The 21,322-nt window shown below is 46.9% G+C and carries 13 protein-coding genes; 11 read left to right on the top strand and 2 right to left on the bottom strand.

Annotated elements, in window-relative coordinates; translation table 11 throughout:
• The first annotated feature begins 99 nt into the window (after positions 1-99).
• The 11 genes from QMA41_RS21645 to QMA41_RS21595 all read left to right on the top strand — a co-directional run bounded on the left by QMA41_RS21645 (position 100) and on the right by QMA41_RS21595 (position 12,501).
• Positions 100-1,101 carry a 4-hydroxyproline epimerase gene (locus QMA41_RS21645; RefSeq protein WP_281630585.1) on the top strand — a complete coding sequence of 334 codons (1,002 nt, stop codon included), beginning with the start codon at positions 100-102 and terminating at the stop codon, positions 1,099-1,101.
• Positions 1,102-1,124: 23 nt separating this feature from the next.
• Positions 1,125-2,639: an aldehyde dehydrogenase (NADP(+)) gene (locus QMA41_RS21640; RefSeq protein ID WP_281630584.1), complete on the top strand. Its 1,515-nt coding sequence runs from the start codon at positions 1,125-1,127 to the stop codon at positions 2,637-2,639.
• Positions 2,640-2,788: 149 nt separating this feature from the next.
• Complete coding sequence (locus QMA41_RS21635) at positions 2,789-3,463, top strand: GntR family transcriptional regulator (protein WP_019274401.1); 675 nt, start codon at positions 2,789-2,791, stop codon at positions 3,461-3,463.
• Positions 3,464-3,468: 5 nt separating this feature from the next.
• Positions 3,469-4,233: a transcriptional regulator gene (locus tag QMA41_RS21630; protein ID WP_281630583.1), complete on the top strand. Its 765-nt coding sequence runs from the start codon at positions 3,469-3,471 to the stop codon at positions 4,231-4,233.
• A 296-nt stretch (positions 4,234-4,529) separates the two neighbouring features.
• Positions 4,530-6,140 (top strand): peptide ABC transporter substrate-binding protein, encoded by a 1,611-nt coding sequence (locus tag QMA41_RS21625; protein WP_281630582.1) that lies wholly within the window; start codon positions 4,530-4,532, stop codon positions 6,138-6,140.
• Between the two features lie 71 nt (positions 6,141-6,211).
• The gene (oppB, locus tag QMA41_RS21620) at positions 6,212-7,132 is read left to right on the top strand and encodes an oligopeptide ABC transporter permease OppB (protein ID WP_281630581.1); all 921 of its coding nucleotides are present in this window, start codon (positions 6,212-6,214) and stop codon (positions 7,130-7,132) included.
• Between the two features lie 10 nt (positions 7,133-7,142).
• Positions 7,143-8,072, top strand: a complete 930-nt coding sequence (locus QMA41_RS21615) for an ABC transporter permease subunit (RefSeq protein ID WP_006960247.1) — start codon at positions 7,143-7,145, stop codon at positions 8,070-8,072.
• A 9-nt stretch (positions 8,073-8,081) separates the two neighbouring features.
• A complete protein-coding gene (locus QMA41_RS21610) occupies positions 8,082-9,071 on the top strand; it encodes an oligopeptide/dipeptide ABC transporter ATP-binding protein (protein ID WP_281630580.1) in 990 nt (329 codons plus the stop codon).
• Positions 9,072-9,080: 9 nt separating this feature from the next.
• Positions 9,081-10,076 carry an oligopeptide/dipeptide ABC transporter ATP-binding protein gene (locus tag QMA41_RS21605; protein ID WP_281630579.1) on the top strand — a complete coding sequence of 332 codons (996 nt, stop codon included), beginning with the start codon at positions 9,081-9,083 and terminating at the stop codon, positions 10,074-10,076.
• The gene (locus QMA41_RS21600; RefSeq protein ID WP_281630578.1) at positions 10,073-11,860 is read left to right on the top strand and encodes an aminopeptidase P family protein; all 1,788 of its coding nucleotides are present in this window, start codon (positions 10,073-10,075) and stop codon (positions 11,858-11,860) included. Before QMA41_RS21605 ends, QMA41_RS21600 begins: the two co-directional genes overlap by 4 nt.
• Positions 11,861-12,045: 185 nt before the next feature.
• The gene (locus tag QMA41_RS21595) at positions 12,046-12,501 is read left to right on the top strand and encodes a hypothetical protein (RefSeq protein WP_281630577.1); all 456 of its coding nucleotides are present in this window, start codon (positions 12,046-12,048) and stop codon (positions 12,499-12,501) included.
• Positions 12,502-12,559: 58 nt separating this feature from the next.
• Here the strand turns inward: QMA41_RS21595 and QMA41_RS21590 are convergent, their stop codons facing one another.
• Positions 12,560-20,404 carry a tandem large repeat gene (locus QMA41_RS21590; RefSeq protein WP_281630576.1) on the bottom strand — a complete coding sequence of 2,615 codons (7,845 nt, stop codon included), beginning with the start codon at positions 20,402-20,404 and terminating at the stop codon, positions 12,560-12,562.
• Between the two features lie 528 nt (positions 20,405-20,932).
• Positions 20,933-21,322, bottom strand: a 390-nt coding sequence (locus tag QMA41_RS21585) for a hypothetical protein (RefSeq protein ID WP_281630575.1), incomplete at its 5' end; no start/stop codon positions are given.

Below are 21,322 nucleotides of genomic sequence, written 5' to 3'. Positions count from 1 at the left end.
TTATCACGTTTCAAAAAATAAATTGTATAAAATATACTTAACATCACGATAACATTCATCCAAAGCAGTTCAACCAATTTCGTATCCAAGGAGCGAGAAATGAGACAAGGAACCTTCTTCTGCATTGATGCACACACCTGTGGTAACCCAGTGCGTCTGGTTGCGGGTGGCGTACCGCCACTGCAGGGCGAGACAATGAGTGAGAAAAGGCAGTTCTTCCTTAAGCATTATGATTGGATCCGCCAATCCTTAATGTTTGAGCCACGCGGTCACGCCATGATGTCTGGTTCTGTTGTCCTGCCACCTTGTAGCGAAAACGCTGATGCTTCGATCTTGTTTATCGAAACCAGTGGTTGCCTGCCTATGTGTGGACACGGCACTATCGGCACAGTCACCTCAGCATTAGAACAAAAATTGATTACTCCACGAGAAGAAGGCCGACTAATCCTTGACGTTCCAGCAGGTCAAATAGAAGTGCACTATCAACGCGATGGCGAAAAGATCACTTCTGTGAAGATCTTCAATGTGCCTGCCTATCTCGCTCATCAAGATGTCACCGTCGATGTGGAAGGCCTTGGCGAGATCACCGTTGACGTATCTTATGGCGGTAATTACTACGTTATCGTTGATCCTCAGGAAAACTATCTGGGGCTGGAGCATTACACATCGGACGAAATCCTGATGTTTAGCCCTCGGGTACGTAAAGCCGTATCCGATGCCGTTGAATGCATCCACCCCGACGATCCAACAGTATGTGGTGTCTCACACGTACTCTGGACTGGCTCACCAACTCAGCCCCAAGCTACCGCTCGCAACGCTGTCTTCTATGGTGAGAAAGCACTCGATCGTTCCCCTTGTGGCACAGGTACCAGCGCCCGGATGGCACAATGGCACGCTAAAGGAAAACTAAAGCAAGGTGATGATTTTATTCATGAAAGCATCATTGGCAGTCTGTTTACTGGCCGCATCGAAGGCATTACGGAAGTCAATGGGAAAGCTGCCATCTTACCCAGTATTGAAGGCTGGGCGCAGGTTACCGGACACAACACCATCTGGGTGGATGATGACGACCCATATGCATTTGGATTTGAACTTAAATAGCCCAAGATCAACAGGACACAACCATGAATAAAACCAGCACTTTTTCTGCCCTCAATCCTGCAAACGAGCAAGTATTGGAAGGACAATTTCCAGAGCATCAGCAATCTGATGTCGACTTTGCGGCCAATGCCGCGGCTGAGGTAGCTAAATCATTTCGCCAAACCTCCCCAGCGATTCGAGCTCAGCTGTTACACTGTATCGCCGACCAACTGGAGCAAGCCAGAGAAGGTATTGTGGAACGAGCTCATCTTGAATCAGCACTGCCGCATGCAAGACTTAATGGCGAGCTAAGCCGTACAACTGCGCAGCTTAAGTTGTTCGCCAATGTCGTAGAAAGTGGCTTGTGGCAGGAAGCGATTTTCGACACCGCAGATCCTCAACGTTCGCCACTACCAAAACCGGATATTCGCCGTCAGAACATTGCTCTTGGCCCGGTTGCGGTTTTCGGTGCCTCTAACTTTCCTCTAGCTTTTTCCACGGCCGGCGGGGATAGCGCATCAGCATTGGCAGCGGGTTGTCCAGTGATCGTCAAAGGGCACCCGGCACACCCTGGCACCAGTGAGAAAGTCGCTGAGTGTATTGCCAAAGCATTGAATGAGATGAGTTTGCCTCAAGCGGTATTTACTCTGCTGCAAGGAACCAGCCATGAGTTAGGCCAGTCCGTGGTTTCTCATCCTAAAATCAAGGCGGTCGGCTTTACCGGATCGATTGTTGGCGGACGTGCACTTTATGATATTGCGCAGCAGCGCCCAGAGCCAATTCCGTTTTACGGTGAGTTGGGCGCTTCCAACCCTGTCTTCATCCTGCCCCAACGTATGGCGCAGCATAGTCAGTCTTTAGCCGAAGAATACCTGCTGTCGATGAACATGGGCTGCGGTCAGTTCTGTACTAAGCCTGCGGTGGTGTTCATCGTCGATGATAACGCTGGCAAGCAATTCCTGTCGTCGGTACGCCAAGGGATTCAAAACCAGCCTGGGCAGATCATGCTTACAGAAGGGATCAAACAGGGTTACCTGCAACAAAGTGAGCTGCGATCTCGCGAGCAAGGGCTGACACTCACCCAATCCCAGCCTGAACAAGGTGTACCCGCGTATCTATTTGAAACCACCAGTGAACAGTGGCGACGCAACCCACAATGGCAGGAAGAAATTTTTGGTCCTCAATCCATTATCGTCAAATGTGAAAGCATCGAAGACATGCTTGAGTTGAGCCAAAATCTGGTCGGAAGCCTGACGGCTACCATTCAGGCAGAAGAAGCAGATTATGCACTCGCAGCGACACTGGTGACTGAGCTTGAAGAAGTCGCTGGTCGCTTAGTGTTTAATGGCTGGCCCACCGGGGTTGAAGTCAGCTATGCCATGGTGCACGGCGGTCCTTACCCAGCTTCAACCATGCCTGCGAGCACATCAGTGGGGGCGGAAGCGATAAAACGTTGGTTGCGTCCGGTCGCTTATCAGTCCATGCCGGACCAGTTATTGCCTCAGGCTCTGCAGCAAGCAAACCCACTTAACGTGCGTCGGACTATAGATGGTCAGTAGTCACTGTTCAAAAAGGTACCAGCTGGTACCTTTTTGTTTTGACCCATCCCTAAAAACAAACAGGTGAACGGCTGCAAGGGTCGCAATGCCGGACGCTAATGGTATATTGAATAAAATATTGAATAAGAATGATGTGAGCGGAGACTTGGATGTCGCAAAAACCTGTTTTTAAAACTCGAACGCAGTTGGTCGAAGAAGCGATCCGAACCAAGATCCTCAAAGGGGAATTAAAGACGGGCCAACCCCTACGTCAAGATGCCCTCGCCAAAGAGTTCAACGTCAGCCGAATTCCTGTGCGTGAAGCTCTGATGCAGTTGGAAGCACAAGGACTGGTTGCGTTTGAGGCGCATAAAGGCGCCACCGTTACCGAGCTATCACCTGAGAAAATTGATGAGCTATTTGAACTTCGCGCCGTCGTAGAATGCTTTATTCTGGAACGTGCTATCCAGAAAATGACCGATGAAGATCTCGCTAAAGCGAATGAAATTCGTCAGCGATTTGAAGATGTTGTCAGCCGCGGAGATGAAGTGGAAGAGTGGAGCAACTACAACTATGAGTTGCACAAAGCCTTGTATGAGCCCGCCGAAATGCCAGAAACCATGGATGTGATCTACAACCTGAATACAAAGTGTGACCGCTATATTCGTATGCAGCTTCTGTTTACATCAGGCATCGTCAAAGCCGACAAGGAGCATATCGCCCTGCTGGAAATGTGCCAGAACCGTGATATTGAAGGGGCGAAATACATGCTGAAAAAACACATCCTCGAAGCAGGTGCTGATATTCGCAACTTGCTTATCGAGCGCCAAAACAATCAGGGCTGAAACCCATGCATATAGGACCAGAATTTTTGCTGGCTGCCATCCGCCAGAAAATCAAAAACGAAGGTTTGTGCTATAGCGAATTGTCTGAGAAAACTGGGGTGCCGCTTTCGACCATAAAGCGGCATTTGCATAATCCTTCATTGGGTCTGGACAAGATCCTGATGTACACCAACCACCTCAATAGTGATCTGATGGAACTGACGCAATTGGCGGTGCAGATCCAACGAGACAATGAGCAGTTCCTCTCTGATGAGCAAAACGCTCTGTTTGTTGAACACCCTTACCTTCTCGACTTTATCTACCTCATCACCTCACGTAACCAAACACCGCAGCAAATTGCCGATCAGTACCAACTCTCAGATACCAGCCTGAGATTCTACCTGAGCATTGCTGAAATCCTTGGCTATATGGAAGCGCACGGCGACAAGATCGTGTATCGCTCTGGCAGGCGATTTATCATGGAAGAAGGCACTGCACTCGATACCTTATTCAAGCGCCGTTTTGAAACAATCTCGATGGACGACTCAACCCTTTCTCAAGTTTGTCAGGCCAGAGTGCGTTTGACCCAAGAGCAGAGGCTCAAACTCGAACAGGAAGTGGATCGTAAAGTCAGTGAAATGCACGCGGCGAATTGCGCCAACGAAGAGGGTGAGTTCACCAATGTGCTGTTTCGAATGACGCCCGGCCAGCAGATCTATTTCTCGGACGGACTACCAGAGATAGATGGGGAGCTACTTAAACAGGTTTCCGCAAAATTCCGCAGACGCTAGGGCCAGAGCGAGTTTGACGTATCATTTTCATCAACTTTCTGTGACTCTGGATTCATTCTCAGACTTTCATTTGTTCATTTTTCGCTCAGTCTCATTTTATAAGACCACAAGTCTCTGAAACTGCCACCTTGTTACAACAATGTTAAATATCGATTGTTGAAAGATTTTATACAATATACATTTTCTCTATCCCTTTCACTCTGTGCAGTACTCGCCAATCCGGTCGTTTTGAGTGTCTGATTTCCCTCCCTTCAGATGATAGGGATTTCATCCGATAAGGACATTACGAGGAAGCTATGAAAGCAAAACAACTGATCGCACTGAGTGCTATTGCAACGGCATTATTTGCCAGCAATGCTCTCGCCAAACCATACCCATCAGGAACGCAGCTCGCTGAAAAACAAGAGATTGTTTTAAACAATGGAGCTGAGGTCACTTCAATTGATCCGGCAAAACAGGCCGCAGAGCCAGCGTTCAATCTAGGGCGAGACTTGTTTGAAGGTCTGACAGTACAGGATAAGCAAGGCAAAACCATTCCCGGCATCGCTGAAAGCTGGCAAGCGAATGACAACAACACTGTCTACACCTTTACGTTGCGTCAGTCTCAGTGGTCGAATGGTGACCCATTAACGGCACACGATTTTGTTTATAGCTGGCAGCGCCTTATCGACCCGAAAACCGCGTCACCTTATGCTTGGTTTGCTGCGATTCCCGGAATCAAAAACTCCGCCAAGATTATGAAAGGTGAAGCACCAGCTAACACCTTAGGCGTGCGCGCCATTGATGATCACACCTTTGAAGTGACATTAGAAAAGCCGGTACCTTTCTTCATCAAACTTCTGAGCCACCCTGTCCTTGCACCAGTTCACAAAGCCACGGTAGAAAAATACGCCAGCGAGTGGACTCAGCCAAAAAACATCGTCACCAATGGCGCTTTCACTGTGTCTGAGTGGAAAGTAAACGAAAAAATGGTGATGACAAAGAATGAGAAATACTGGGATGCTGACAACGTCATACTTGACCAAATCACTTGGCTACCTATCGGAGATGCCAATGTTGCACTAAACCGCTACTTAGCCGGCGAAATTGACCAAGCTCTGTCGATTCCCGCGGCTCAAAAGAACAAGCTTCTAAAACAATATCCAGAGCAAGTGGCGGACACCAGCGCATCACTTGGCTCAACGTTCTACTATCTCAACACCATTAAGGGCCCGACCAAAGACCTTCGTGTCCGTCAGGCACTCTCCTACGCAATCGACCGAAACATCATCACAAAAGCCATCGCCAAAAATGGCGGCATTCCAATGTTCACTCTGGTTCCCCCTCAAACCGATGGTTTCAAATCTCACACACCAGAATTCGCAACTTGGACTCAACAACAACGTAACGCCAAGGCTAAAGCGCTGATTAAAAAGGCCGGTTACAGCAAGAGTAATCCACTTAAGCTCACTTTCACCGTGCCGACTTTTTCTAAAGACGTCAAAATGGCCACCGCGATGGCGGGCATGTGGAAAAGTGTGTTAGGCGCACAAGTCGAAATTAAGCAACTTGAGCCAAAGGTATTCTATGCGCTGAAAGATCCGGGCAACATTAACCGTGGTGGTTGGACGGCTGACTATAACGAAGCCTCAACCTGGCTGGACATCTTTGTCTCGACCGGTGAATACAATGACTCAAAGTACAACAACCCAGAATATGATCGCCTGATGGCTGAATCGAAAAGCCTCAGTGACCCGTCACAGGAATACATTGCTGCGGAAAAGCTTCTGATTCAGGACATGGCGATCATCCCTATGTATCGCAATGGCAACGATCAATACCTGATCAAGGATTACATTGGTGGCTATGAGCGTACCAATCCAGAATCCTCTTACTACCGCAAAAATGTCTATGTGAAAGCACATTAACCCGAGTTTGCCCGAGCCTGTCACTTATCCCTAGCACAGGCTACGGGCTTTTTTCTACGCAAGGAAATGTCATGTTGTTGTACATATTGCGCCGCTGCCTGATTGCCATACCCACATTGCTGTTTATTGCACTGGTGTCGTTTTGGTTAATGCATATCGCGCCCGGCGGCCCATTTGATATGGAACGTCCAATGCCAGAAGTGGTACGGGCAAATATCGAAGCCAAATTTCACTTGAACGAACCCTTTCTGGTTCAGTTTTTCATTTACATCACCAACTTCCTTCAAGGCGATCTCGGCCCAAGCTTTGTCTATCAGGATTTCACCGTCACTCAGCTTGTTGCTCAATCCTGGCCAGTGTCGGCGATCCTTGGTGTTATCTCGTTTTGCATCTCTGTGCCATTAGGTATGTTAGTTGGCACTATCGCTGCTTTGAACCGCAATGGAAAAGTTGACTATTTACTTATGTCACTTTCAATGACCGGAGTGGTCATCCCAGCGTTTGTGTTGGCTCCGGTGTTAGTCACGATTTTCTCGATTCAACTCGGTTGGCTACCCGCCGGTGGGTGGGAAGGGGGTGAGCTCTCTTTCTTGATCTTACCCGTGCTGAGCTTGGCGATTGGATCCGTTGCCAGCATTGCGCGCGTGATGCGCGGTGCCATGATCGAGACGCTCAATCAGCCATACATCCGCACTGCAAAGGCGAAAGGCCTGTCGACCAGCTACATTCTGTTTCATCACGCGCTTCGCCCTTCACTCATTCCTATCATTGCCATGCTCGGCCCCAGCTTCGTCGCGGTAGTAACAGGTTCGGTCATCATCGACATCTTTTTCAGCACTGGCGGCATGGGGCAGCATTTTGTCTCAGGTGCCCTCAACCGCGACTACGGTTTGGTGATGGGCATAACGCTGATCGTCGCCTCTTTGACCATCTTCTTCAATTTGGTGGTCGACATCCTTTACACCATCATCGACCCACGCATTCGAATTTAGGAGCGTCGCTATGTTAACCAAACGCATTGATGCCACGGAACTGACAGAGCAAATGAGTGCTCAGATTGAAGCGGTTGAAGGCAGGAGTCTATGGCAGGATGCCTGGACACGTTTTCGTAAAAACCGCGCCGCCATGACGTCGGTTTATGTCTTGATGTTTATCATCGTATGCATCATTTTTGGCCCGCAGGTCGCGGCATTCGGCCATGATGAGATTGACTGGAATGTCGTCGTCGATCCCTATGAGCTAGGTAAACCATCGTTTAGTTCAGGTCATTACTTTGGTACCGATGATCTTGGTCAGGACATCTTTGCCCGCACCATGCAAGGTGGGCGTCTCTCAATCATGGTCGGGTTTATGGGCGCACTGGTTGCCGTGATTATCGGCACGGCTTGGGGAGCATTATCCGGATACATCGGAGGTATGGTCGATAGTGTGATGATGCGAATCATTGAAGTACTCGACTCAGTACCCTTCATGTTTATGGTCATTTTGTTTGTCACCCTGTTCGGCAACAACATCTATCTGATTTTTGTTGTGATTGGCATGGTGTCTTGGCTCGGGATTGCCCGCGTTGTTCGCGGCGTGACCTTTAGTATCAAGAAACGTGAGTTTATCGAAGCCGCCCATTCCATTGGTGTCTCCCGTTTCACTATCGTTCGCCGCCATGTACTGCCTAACGTCCTGGGCATTGTGATGGTGTACTCCTCACTTATGGTACCCGGTTTTATTATGTTTGAATCCTTCCTTAGTTTTCTCGGACTCGGCGTTCAGCCGCCCGATACAAGCTGGGGCATTCTGATTGCGGAAGGCGCTAAGACCATTGATGTGGCTTTGTGGCAACTGATGTTCCCTTCCATATTCTTAGTCGCCACCCTGTTTTGCTTCAACTTCATCGGTGACGGGCTGCGAGACGCCCTCGACCCTAAAGATCGCTAAGGAGCTCCCATGAGTATTTTAACGATCAAAGATATGAATGTGCGTTTCAAAACGCCTGATGGTGAAGTTCATGCCGTCAGTAATCTGTCCTACAACATCCACAAAGGCGAAACACTGGGTATTGTTGGTGAGTCTGGATCAGGGAAAAGTCAGTCCGTTTTTGCCTTGATGGGGTTGACTGCCGATAACGGTATTGTTTCTGGTCAAGCGAGTTTTCATGGCGAGAATTTACTCAGCATGTCCAAAAAACAGCTTAACCACATCCGCGCGGAAAAAATCGGCATGATCTTTCAAGATCCGATGACATCGCTGAACCCGTTTATGAAAGTCGGTAAACAACTTGCCGAAGTGTTGATGGTTCACAAAGGCATGAACCGCAGTGAGGCAAACCGCGAAGCGATCACCATGCTTGATGCCGTCAGGATCCCTTCCGCCGCCACACGTATGGCTCAATACCCTCACGAGATGTCTGGTGGCATGCGACAACGTGTGATGATCGCGATGGCCTTATTGTGTAAGCCGGAACTTCTGATTGCTGATGAGCCCACCACCGCTTTGGACGTGACGGTACAAGCGCAGATTCTCTCTCTATTACGCGATCTGCAGTCTGAATTTCACACGGCAATCTTGTTGATTACGCACGATATGGGCGTGGTTGCTGAGATGTGCGACCGGGTGTTGGTTATGTACGGTGGGCAGAAGATGGAAGAAGCGGATACAGATTCTCTGTTCAACCATCCTGCTCATCCGTATACCCAAGGCCTACTCGAAGCCATCCCTTCCATCACTAAAGATATGGACAGGCTTCCCACCATTCCCGGTAACCCACCGAGCGCTCTCACAGAACGTAAAGGCTGCCCATTTAAAGAGCGCTGTAATCAATATCGACCAGAATGTAACGCGTCAGTACCACCATTTCGGTCATTATCTCAACATCAGTCTCTGGCTTGTCATGTTAATGGACCTCAGGCAGTTAGTCAGATAGCGCGTCGAGCATAGGAGAGCGAAATGGAACAGCAAGTATTGCTTTCAGCGCGTGATTTGCGCGTGCACTTTAACATCAACAAACACTTCCTGCCGAGTAAGCGCAAAGTGGTCAAAGCGGTGGATGGCATCGACCTCGATGTTTATCGTGGCGAGACACTCGGTATTGTTGGCGAATCGGGTTGCGGTAAATCAACACTGGCGCGGGCGCTAATAAGGCTCATTGAACCTTCAAGCGGGCAGTTGCATTGGAAAGAGCAAGATCTGTTAGCGTTGGGGAAACATCAACTCGCCGATAAGCGGCGTGAGTTTCAGATGGTCTTTCAAGACCCATCGGCCTGCCTCAACCCTAGACTCACGATCTCAGAGTGTATTGCCGAGCCTCTATTGACTCACGAGCCCAGCCTGTCGCGCTCAGAAGTGGAGCATCGCGTGATTAAAATGATGGATAAAGTCGGTCTTTTAGCCAGCCAGCGTAACCGCTACCCCCATGAGTTTTCAGGCGGGCAATGTCAGCGAGTTGGGATTGCCAGAGCGTTAATTCTCAAGCCCGATCTTGTGGTTTGTGATGAACCCGTTAGTGCACTGGATGTTTCTATTCAGGCGCAGGTCATCAATCTTCTTGATGATCTTAAGCAAGAGATGGGATTAACCATGGTGATGATCGCTCATGATCTTAGCGTGGTGCGCCACATCAGTGACCGAGTCATGGTGATGTATCTGGGTAAGCCGATGGAGATTGGTCGATACGACAAAGTCTTTGATGACGCTCATCACCCTTATACCAAAGCCTTGTTATCTGCGGTCCCGGTTGCCAACCCTACCTTGGCAAGACAGAGGAACGTTCAGCTATTGCCCGGCGACCTTCCCTCGCCTCTCAATCCGCCAAGTGGTTGCGTGTTTAGAACGCGCTGCCCGGACTCCAGTGACCAGTGCGCTCAACAAAAGCCCACACTTAGCGGACATTCAGACCATCAGATTTTCTGTACTCATACACAAATAGGAACTTATAACCCATGACCTTAACGACCGTTCCTCAGCGCCTTAATGCTCTGCGCGAGAAAATGGCTGAGCACCAATTTGACGCCTACATAGTGACAAACAATGACCCGCACTCCAGCGAATATTCGGCAGATTACTGGCTGGCAAGAGAGTGGATTTCAGGCTTCACTGGCTCAGCGGGTAACGCCGTCATCACGACACAATCTGGCGGCCTGTGGACAGATGGACGCTACTATATCCAAGCTGCCGAGCAATTACAGGGCTCGGGGTTAGCCTTGTTTAAAGCCCGCTTACCTGAAACTCCTACCATTGCACAGTATCTTGCAAGCAGTTTAGAGCAAAACAGTCGAGTAGGTGTTGATGGACGGAGCATCAGCCAGCAATTTTATCTGGAGTTGAAAGCCGCCTTTAAAGCCAAGTCGATACAGCTGGTACTTGATCAGGACTTGATCAGCCCAATATGGGCCGACCGCCCTGCAAGACCGAGCGCGGCTTTGTTCAATCATCCACTCGAATTTGCAGGACAAACAGCGAGTGAAAAAATCACAGGAATTCGTCGCGTACTCGAGCAAAAAGCGGCTGATGCCCTGCTCGTTTCCACTCTTGATGATGTAATGTGGGCGCTCAATATTCGCGGCGGCGACACCCTATACTGTCCAATTTCTGAAAGTTATTTGCTGATTACCCTTAAGAGATGCCAACTCTTTGTCGACAAGCAAAAGCTGACAACTGACGTGCTCGCTACTCTGACCGAGCACGGCATAGAGATGGAAGACTACACGCAGCTTAGCAAGACGTTAACGGCTATCACTCCTGATTCAGTACTCATTCATGATCGCAGAAACACCGACAGTTTGTTGATCAGTCACATTCCTTCTCAAGTACATTTGCTCAATATGGCTTGCCCAGTCACTGCTATGAAAGCACGTAAGAATCACAATGAGCTTGCCAGCATGGAGGAGACGTTACGCAAAGATGGCGCCGCCGTCGTCAGGTTTATGAAATGGCTAGACGAACAAGTGCCCAGCGGTAAGGTGACAGAGCTCAACGCTGAACAAACCTTAATGGGATATCGCAAGGAAATTAACGGCTATATTGGGGAGAGCTTTCGAACCATTGCTGGTTTCGCCGAGCATGGTGCGAAAATGCACTATGCTGCCGACGATAAGAGCAATTACCGCGTTGATGAAAGCCAGTTCTTTCTAGTCGATTCAGGCGGTCAATATCTAGGGGGGACGACAGACATAACCCGCACTTTCCATTTTGGTCAACCATCGGAACAACAACGTCGAGACTACACCTTAGTGCTCAAGGCCGTGATTCGTCTCACCCAAACCCGTTTTATGAAAGGCTCCACTGGTGCTAATTTGGATATCATGGCACGCGGCGTTCTGTGGCAACACGGTATAGATTACAAATGTGGTACTGGGCATGGCGTTGGCATCTGTCTGAATGTCCATGAAGGGCCGCAGAACTTCTCTCAAAACCCAGCAGAAGTTGCTTTAGAGCCGGGGATGGTGATCACCAACGAACCGGGCGTTTACCGTCAAGATCAATACGGGATTCGCATTGAGAATATCCTCAAAGTGGTTGAACTGGAAGAAAACGAGTTTGGGACGTTTTATGGTTTCGAAACCATAACTTTAGCGCCCATTGCGACTAACATGTTGGATAAATCGTTGCTGTTGAAAGACGAAGTTCACTGGCTCAACACTTACCATCAACAATGCCTAGAACAACTCAGCCCATATTTGGATTCAGATACCCAGAATTGGCTGAATTCGGCCACAAAGCCGATTTAACCATTTGTCCTTTGTAACTTCTTTGCCAACCGTAAGGTTGGCTTTTTTACGACTAACCATTTGATAGATTTGTGATTTATCAATATCGATCAGCATAACCAATACTGATAGAATTCCACCAAATAAATAATCAATACAAATACCAACACACTTCCACTGATGTATTGGGTCGGAATATTAAAATCATGAAATCGCTATCTATTCTAACCGCTACGCTTGCCATATCCGGCTGCGTTACCACACCAAAGTTTGAACAAGACATCTCTGGTCAGTGGCAATGCTCCGCAGAATCAACCATCGAACTCGTTAACCTCAAGTACAGTGACAACGTCCATTACTTCGAAGATGGACACTATGAAAAAGAGTCACTTCTGAAAATAACCAATTTAGACACCGACATCACTTATGACGTCAACATACTCAGTAGCGGGAAGTGGATGAAACGCAACGCTTCGTTACTAGAAGTGATTGATAAGCTGGAAACTACTTTTTCAGACAACTCGCCTGAAGAATTGCAGAAAGTTATCACTGATAAACTTTTTCCTACCGTAACCGAAAAATGGAAATTGAAGGCAGTGAATGAAAGTAAAATTTCAATGACGGCGCAATCGGGAAACCAGCTTTCTTGCGAAAAAGGCTAATAAAAAAGAGTAAATACGCAGGGTATTTACTCTTTTTTATCTCAGGTGAGGTTAGTCATTATTGAACGGTAATTGTTTGAGTCGCTTCGTTTGCACTCACATTTCCATTATTCTTTCCTGTTACCTGAACATTAAAGTCTCCGGTGTTCCAACTTGAAGCATTGATCTTTCCGGTAGACCAAGAGCCATCTGACTCTACTGTCACAACTTCATCAAGCTTGGTACTAAAGTTCCGCTTAACTTTCACGGTTAGCGTGCCATTGTGTTCGATACCTTTGGATTGCCCTGTGATATAAAACTCGCTAATTTCGTCTGATTCAATAACGTTATCGCCTGTTACTAAGTCGATTTCGATCAGTGGTTTAACAAAAAACGATTCTTTATACTCTCGCACTGCGGCATTACCTGAAGCATCCTCAAAAGCGTTCAATACGAACTCTTCCGTCGCACTGCCCGCCGTCAAATCAATCCTACTTCCCGTTTCTGCCATCCACTGATCAGATAGCTCGCCAATCATACTGACTTTAGTGAAATTCATCGGCACGCCAGCAAAGGTCCCTGACAACTCTTTCACAGGTTCATCAAAATTGATGGTTAAACTCACTGTACTATCAAACTCAGGTTCAGATGGCGTGAGAGATTCCACCCTCGTTACGTTTGGGGGCAAGGTATCCACAATAGATACCTTATCATTCAACACAGACTCTGCGGCTATCCCTTTTTGGTTCGAGCCAGAGACTTCTACTGTAATGAACCCTAATGGCCAATCGGACATATCCTGACCATTACTGTTTGTAGTCCAAACTCCATCTTCAGAAATAGACACAGTTTCTTGCCAATTAAAAGATGACTCTTTTTGCGAGGTCACTGTAACGGTAATCATTTGCGAATCTCCAGCGAAGCCAATGCCTGTTCCATGGATAACAACATGCTCAGCTTCTTGAGAGTCGATCTGATTGTTATCTTCCACGGTATCTAGAGACAGTACTGGCTTCACCCCAGTTGCTGTCTCTTTATCACTGCCCGCTTCATTACCCGATAGGTCCTTATAACCCGCATTCACCACCGCCGTAATCGTGTCTTCATTGGACGACAGCGTAACGGCCTCTTCCGTTTCACCTACCCACTGCTGGGCGGGGTCGTTACCCTCGAACTTCACTGCCACACCACCCACAGTCGCCGTCACATCCGTCACGAGCTCACTGAAATTCACCGTAATCGTTACCTTCTCACCATCCACAGGGAATTCTGGACTAAACTCTATCTCCTCCGTCACTGTTGGTGGCGTGACATCCTCGTAGGCAACGGTGTACGTATCCTTCGCCTCTTGGCTGTTAGCGTTCGTACCCGTCACCGTGAGATTAATATCCCCACTTGGCCAGTCACGAATGTTTTGCTCTGAAGTCGCCCAAGCACCATCTTCAGCGACCACTCTCGTTTCATCAAAATTGTAATTACTTGGGTCATCAGCCAACTGAGCAACGACTCTTACCGTATCGCCCGCTTGAAAGCCTCGTGCAGTACCAGAAATTACCACCTGACTCGACTCGTCTTCATCAATCGAGTCACCTCGCTCCGTAATCTCAATCAAGGGTTTCACGGGCGCTTCAATTGAGTCTTCCTCACCGCTATTGCCTTGCGCATCCTGATATTCCGTTACGGTCACGGTTTTGAACATCTCATTGGCGTTCAGCGTCACCACTTCTGACGTGGTCCCTTCCCATACCGTCTTCGCCGCATCTCGAGAGATAAACGTCACATCGACACCATCAACATTCGCAACAACATTTTCCACGCGCTCGCTGAAGGTCAGGCTGACGAAGGCCGTTTGGTTATCGATGATAGGGTCTCCTGAGTTCACGGTAATCCCATTCACCTTTGGCTCAATGTCATCCTCTAGAACGACTTCCTGAGACGCTTGTTCCGCCGCCTGCCCACCATCATTCGAGCCGTCCACTGTGATGGTCAACGTGCCGCTTTCCCATGATGAAATGTCCTCTGGTGCCGTCGTCCAAGTCCCGTTGTTCACTAGCGCGGTAAGATTAAGCTCCTCACCTTCATTAACTGGATTGTCACTCGAAACCACTACCTTTAACTGAGCGTTATTCTCAAACCCTCGCGCCGTCCCTGATACCACAAAGTCCCTTGCCTCGGTGGTCGTTAAGTCTTCAATGTCCGAGAGAAGGATGATTGGCTTCACCCCAGTTGCTGTCTCTTTATCACTGCCCGCTTCATTACCCGAGAGGTCATGATAGCCCCTATTAACCACCGCGGTAATCGTGTCTTCATTGGACGATAGCGTAACCGGCCCCTCTGTTTCACCTACCCACTGCTGGGCGGGGTCGTTACCCTCGAACTTCACTGCCACACCACCCACAGTCGCCGTCACATTCGTCACTAGCTCACTGAAATTCACCGTAATCGTTACGTTCTGACCATCCACAGGAAATTCTGGACTAAAGACTATCTCACCATCAACTGTTGGAGGCGTGGCATCCTCGTAGATAATAGTGTCTTTTGCGTTATCCGCCTCCACACCATTATTATTCTGACCAATAACCGTGAGATTAATATCCCCACTTGGCCAGTCACGAATGTTTTGCTCTGAAGTCGCCCAAGCACCATCTTCAGCGACCACTCTCGTTTCATCAAAATTGTAATTACTTGGGTCATCAGCCAACTGAGCAACGACTCTTACTGTATCGCCCGCTTGAAAGCCTCGTGCAGTACCAGAAATCACCACCCGACTCGACTCATCTTCACCAATCGAGTCACCTCGGTCCGTAATCTCAATCACGGGTTTCACCGGCGCTTCACTTGAATCTTCCTCACCGCTATTGCCTTGCGCATCCTGATATTCCGTTACGGTCACGGTTTTGAACATCTCATTGGCGTTCAGCGTCACCACACCCGACGTGGTCCCTTCCCAGACCGTCTTCGCCCCATTTCGAGAGGTAAACAGCACCTCCACACCGCCAACGTCTGCAACAACATTCTCCACGCGCTCGCTGAAGGTCAGACTGACAAAGGCCGTTTGGTTATCGATGATAGGGTCTCCTGAGTTCACGGTAATCCCATTCACCTTTGGCTCAATATCATCCTCTAGAACGACTTCCTGAGACGCTTGTTTCGCCGCCTGACCACCGTCATTCGAGCCGTCCACCGTGATGGTCAAGGTGCCGCTTTCCCATGAGGAAATGTCCTTTGGCGTCGTCGTCCAAGCCCCGTTGGTCACTTCTACTGTCTCATTGAAGTCCTCACCAAGCGGGCTGCTGCTTGAAACCACTACCCTTAACTGAGCGCTATTCTCAAACCCTCGCGCCGTCCCTGATACCACAAAGTCCCTCGCTTCGGTGGTCGTTAAGTCTTCAATGTCCTGCATGAGGATGATGGGTTTAACGTCAACCGTCTTCTCATAAGGAGCCCCTGAATTTGGTTCGCCCGCTGTGTCTGTGTAGTTTGTAACGACTAGCTTCGATGTCGATTCACTCTCAGGAAGGACAAGCTCTGGGCTCGTCCCCATCCAAGTTTTGGCAACATCACCATCGGCTGGCTGGTTAAAGGTTATGAGTTGTCCGTTTAGGAGCGACTCAGGTTTACTCACTCGCTCACTGAAGGTCAACGTGACCGTCGCGATTTCCCCATCAATCAGCACTTCTTCCGAATTAACAGGAAGTAAAGTCACCGCGGAACCGGACATGGAGATTTGAGATTGGATGACTTCCGGGGCAATGCTATCAACGTACTTGGAGGGCTTCTCTTCAGTCACATACTCAGATTCTTCGCTATTTCGGCCTGTCACCTCAATCGTGAAGTCCGATTCTTCCCAGCTGGACATATCTTGATTCGATATAGACCAAATGCCTTCTTGGTTTACTTTGACCTCAGTGAATTCAAACTTATCGATGTTCGGGCGCTTGTCTGAAACCACATTGACTGAAAGTTCACTATCCTTTAAAAATCCTGTCGTTGAACCACTAAAGCTGATGTTATTAACGTTATCATCTGCGCTGTTCACTTCGTTGTCTTCCGTCACATCATCGATGGTGATAGTTGGCGTGACGATGACATCTTCCGAGAACGCTTCACCAATATTATTGAGTTCATCGTGATAGGCACTCACCACTAACTTTTTTGAATTCTCATCAGCGTTGAGTGAAATAACTTCCGACGTTGTTCCAGTCCATAGCTCTTTGAAGTCTTTAGATTCACCAAAATCAATATCGATGTCGTCAAATGTTGCAGCGACCGCGGTTACTGGTTCGTCGAACTGTAGTGTTACCGTTACATCATCTGCTTCAGTTGGATGCTCAGGAGCCACTGTAGTAAGACTGCCAACAGGCGGTTCGTTGTCTACATAATAGGTTGATGCTATATAAGGGCCTTCGCTATTACCAATTCCATCTTCGACTGTCGCTTCGATTTCAAATTTCTCGACTCCATCATATTCGGGTAACAAAGAGTTAATGATGAAGTCGTAGACCTTTATATACTCTGTTGATTCGGCATCATTGAGAGTAAACTCTATACTGGTTGGCGTCTTTTTTTTTGAGTTACCTATCCAATAGGCAGATAATACGGTCTGTTGATCATTTACTGTTGCGATATCTTCAATCGTTACCTTGGAATGGATGATGCCAGCGATATTGTAATCTGTATCATTACCTACTTCTGTAAATGATCCATGTGTTTGCACATCATTTGGAGCAACGACAACCGAGGGAGCCTGCTGATCGATACTACCACCTTCATCTTCAAAAACATTTTGGTCGGCAAACTCCGGATATGCTGTCGCAAAGTGGTCGGCCTGTTCTAACGCTACTTTGGACTCTACACCGTGTATACCATGCGCAACATCATAGTAGCCCTGAGCAAGTTCATTGCGATACGTGTCAGAAGATAGTGTGTAGTTACCGATTTTTATTGGACCGCTTGCGTCTTCGCCATTAGCCAAACCATCATAGGACAAGTCGCGATAAAAAGCGGAAGCATAGTCAAAGGTGCTCGAATTCGTTGCCGAGTTATCCTCTGCCATGTTAGTTAAGCTTTCCAGTAAGAAACGGTAGATAAACTTATCGGTCAATGGATCGGGTAGTTGCGCACTTAACATTCGATTAGTCGCATACTCCGTTGTAACAGGATCAAACCCAAGCATTGAACGTTCCTGCGTATCTAGGGCAGAATTGACTTCATTCAGAATAAGGCGGGCTTTTTCTGCAGTTTTGTCAGCACCGTCTAAATTATTCCACTGACTATCAAATAGCCCTGTGTGGTAGCTAGAAAACTCTGTTATGTATAGAGTATTTTTATCTACTTCTGAAAAGTAAGCTCCAACATTGACCGATGCGGGAATGTAAACTGAAGCACTTTGGTCTAGGCTCCATTGATAATAATGTGTATTACTCTTGCTACCTAAATACACCCTAAAGAACTCATAACCTGACGAGTCGTAAGGAATTGTACAACTCGCTACATCCTTTTGACCATCAACTTGTACTGTGTCACATGAATTCAAATAATTGAAGGAACCAGATGAGCTTAAACCTTCTAACCTTACCTGAGCATCAATAAACGGAGTAACGACCGTCACTTCAGGCATGTCAAATGAAGTACGGTAGTAGACTTCTTCCGGCTCACTTTCATTGCCAGAAGCATCCAAAACCGAGATAACCAATTTTTGGATGTCTTCCGATGTTTTATCCCCATAGGTCAGCCCTAGTACTTCTTTAACATAGGGAATAATGTACGTCATACGAGGTACGGTATTATCATCTTCAAATTCTAATTTTTCGAAAGGAATCCCTTTGTTCTCACCTTCCACAGCGTCGCTGGCGACTTGCTCTGCGGTATAGTGATAGCGATACTCCTCGTCGCCTTCTTTTTTGGAATAATACTTCACTCTCAACGTCAAATTTTCCGCTGAAGAGCCATACGTTTCCCCATCACTTTGATCACTTATCGTCGCAGACACGTATGGTACGGATTGATCAACTAAGTCTTGGCCTATGAAATCTGTAAATTCAAGATCAGGGTCAATGGCACCTAGTGTGGCGGCCAAACCTTTAGAAGCGTAATCGTAGAGCACTTTTAAGTACTGAGTCGCACTTTCTACTGACTCATGATTGTAAGTAGTATCAGAATAATCAATTTGGTACACATCCCCCACTTCATCTTCGACGTAAAAGAGCTTGTTGGGGTATGTTAGATATATCGTAGGCGGAGTGTTATCGTTATATAATGTAAAGTCCAAAACACCAACGTTACCGTGAATGTCTTCTGTGGTGACTCTGAAGTTGGCTTTGTCGCCAAAATTTTCGGTCAAATAACCAATAGTTTCAAATTCACACCAGATTTCATCTCCAAAGATTTTGGTGCAAGGATAAGATTCTGGTTCTCCATTAGACAACGAAACATGTACGTTTTTGTCTTTCAAATATTCAGGGTTTTCTTTGACCAGTCCTTTGAGGACATAGGTTTTCATCTCACTATTAATAGTTTCAGCTGAGGTTATTTCAATGATTGGAGCAATGTTGTCCCACTCAAATGGAATCTCTGAGCCTGATAGGAGGCCACTGCTGTTACCCATAACATCCGTGGCTTGGATTAACAAATATGCCTCTGGCGATTGCTCGACTTCAACAGGATCCAATTGCTCTGTATCAATATAGACGGTTAGGCTTGTTTCCCTTGTTCCTTCAACAAACTCACTAACATCAACCCAACATATATCACCTTCATTAGGTGTCGAAGAGCAGGCTGATTCACTCCAACTGTCCCCTTCGTCAAATTTGTGTCTTAAAGTTACGCTCGCCGACTTTACTCCCACCGCATCAGTTAGAGCTACGTCAATAGACGCTATACCTTTCAAAACACCTTCATCAGATCGTGTTGCGACCGGAGGTTGATCATCAATCACTGTTTCTTCACGCTCTGGAATGGCACCATCGGCAGAGCCATTTGTTCCCAATGCATTAAGGTGCTCAGTCATCGCCAGGTAATCATCAATAGGTGTTTTGGAAACGTTAAGGTTTGGATCACTGACGACAACTAACGTATGCTCGGCCATTTGGTTGGTATACGTATCAGATGTAACTTCCTCTATGCCAAAATAAATGGGTTCGGAAAATGACCCCGTTCTATCCAATTCTTGACCATTGAGGTAACCATCAGCAGAAATATCTCGATAGCCAATATCGGACAGATTCAAAGAACTATATACATTACCCGCATTACCATTTTCATCAATAAAGTCATAAGCATAAGAAGAGTAAGCCGTCAATAACGCACCATAGCGATGCCCTTCAGTAGCAGAACCACTAATTCCGCCTCGGGTAATATCGATCGGTTTAACAGAGTTCACATTAAACCCATACATAGCGTTTATGGTGTTTAACGCATCATCAATTGCAGACGATGCTTCAATACCGTTCTGGATCTTATATTCGGCTAGCCCTGTTACCATGTAGGTTAAAGGCGTGATCATTACATCCTGATCATTTCCTTCACCGTAGTTAATCACACTGACTATACGTATCGGCTTGCCTTCACTCGTCTCAACAATGTCGTCTGTCAAAGGGTCTTTATAAGCCCCGCCCTTTGCCTCGATATACAAAGGCATTGACGATGCATCAACTTCGATTGAGTACTCGCCGTATGGAGAAGTCGTTGCTGAGCCGAGTTTACGCCCCACTTTGCCATTTTGATATTCATAAGCAGTAACCACAGCTTGAGTGACAGGCGCATCAAAAACGATTCCAGATATCGTTCCCTTGTCTCTGGCTCTTGGTGATGAATCACCACCGCCCCCACCACCGCAGGAACTCAGTGACAGGATGACTATGATCGTGAGAAAAAACTTAGCTATATTTTTGTATACCAACATGGTGCCGATGTGACGTTGCAAAAAAGTGGCTAAAGTATATTTCTCGATTTAATAATGACAACGCGGCAAAATAACCAGAGATAATAAGAATAAGAACGGCGATCTATATACAAACAAATAAAAAATAGATTTATATACAAACAAATTTCACTATTAGAACAGTAGAAATGATTACTAATGAATATTTATAAAAATTGCTTAGAATGTTTTTTTTGAAAAATTAGAAGTGAGCAACATAATTCAATTTGAATTTAAAATAAATAAATACAAACCAATACATTAAAAAAATAAAACAACAAAAATAATAAATATGTATTTTAAATGAAATAAGATATACCAATCACCAAGGTTATTAATATCATTTATTAATTCAAAATACCAATATGACTAGAACAATAAATCCATATTAATGATGAATATTATATATAAAGGTAAATTGACCTAATGATTATTAGTTATTTTGAGTGCAAACAATTAATTTATAAAGAAAAAGAGCAATTAGCTATGTAATTGCTCTTTTTACTTCCTCGTGATGTAAATAATGGCTACTTAATCGCTGAGTATTACGTCTTGAGAAGCCTCCACCGTCTGCTGCTTACCTGGCTCACCATTCTTACCACTCACCTTAATCGTCAAAGTGCCCGACTTCCAACCCGATAGGTTCTGCGCCGTCGTCGACCAGGTGCCATCTGTCGCCACCGGTGCAACAAGCGTAGGCATACTGTCAACGCCATTGTCACTCTCTATCACAACTGACAAGTTCGTATTCGCTTTAAAGCCCAACGAAGTCCCTGACACCATTAACGCCTTCGCTCCATCGCTGCCCGTCAGCAAGTCAGCTATTTCCGGCATCACAAGAACTGGCTGCACCACTGACTCTAAGTCAGCACCCACTCCAGCCTGACCCGATACGTCTTTATATCCCGCCATCACAGACGT

The sequence above is a fragment of the Vibrio sp. St2 genome (assembly GCF_947311885.1).
Classification (GTDB): domain Bacteria; phylum Pseudomonadota; class Gammaproteobacteria; order Enterobacterales; family Vibrionaceae; genus Vibrio; species Vibrio coralliilyticus.
The sequence above is the reverse complement of the archived record's forward strand: the minus strand, read 5'-3'. Positions and strand labels throughout refer to the sequence as shown.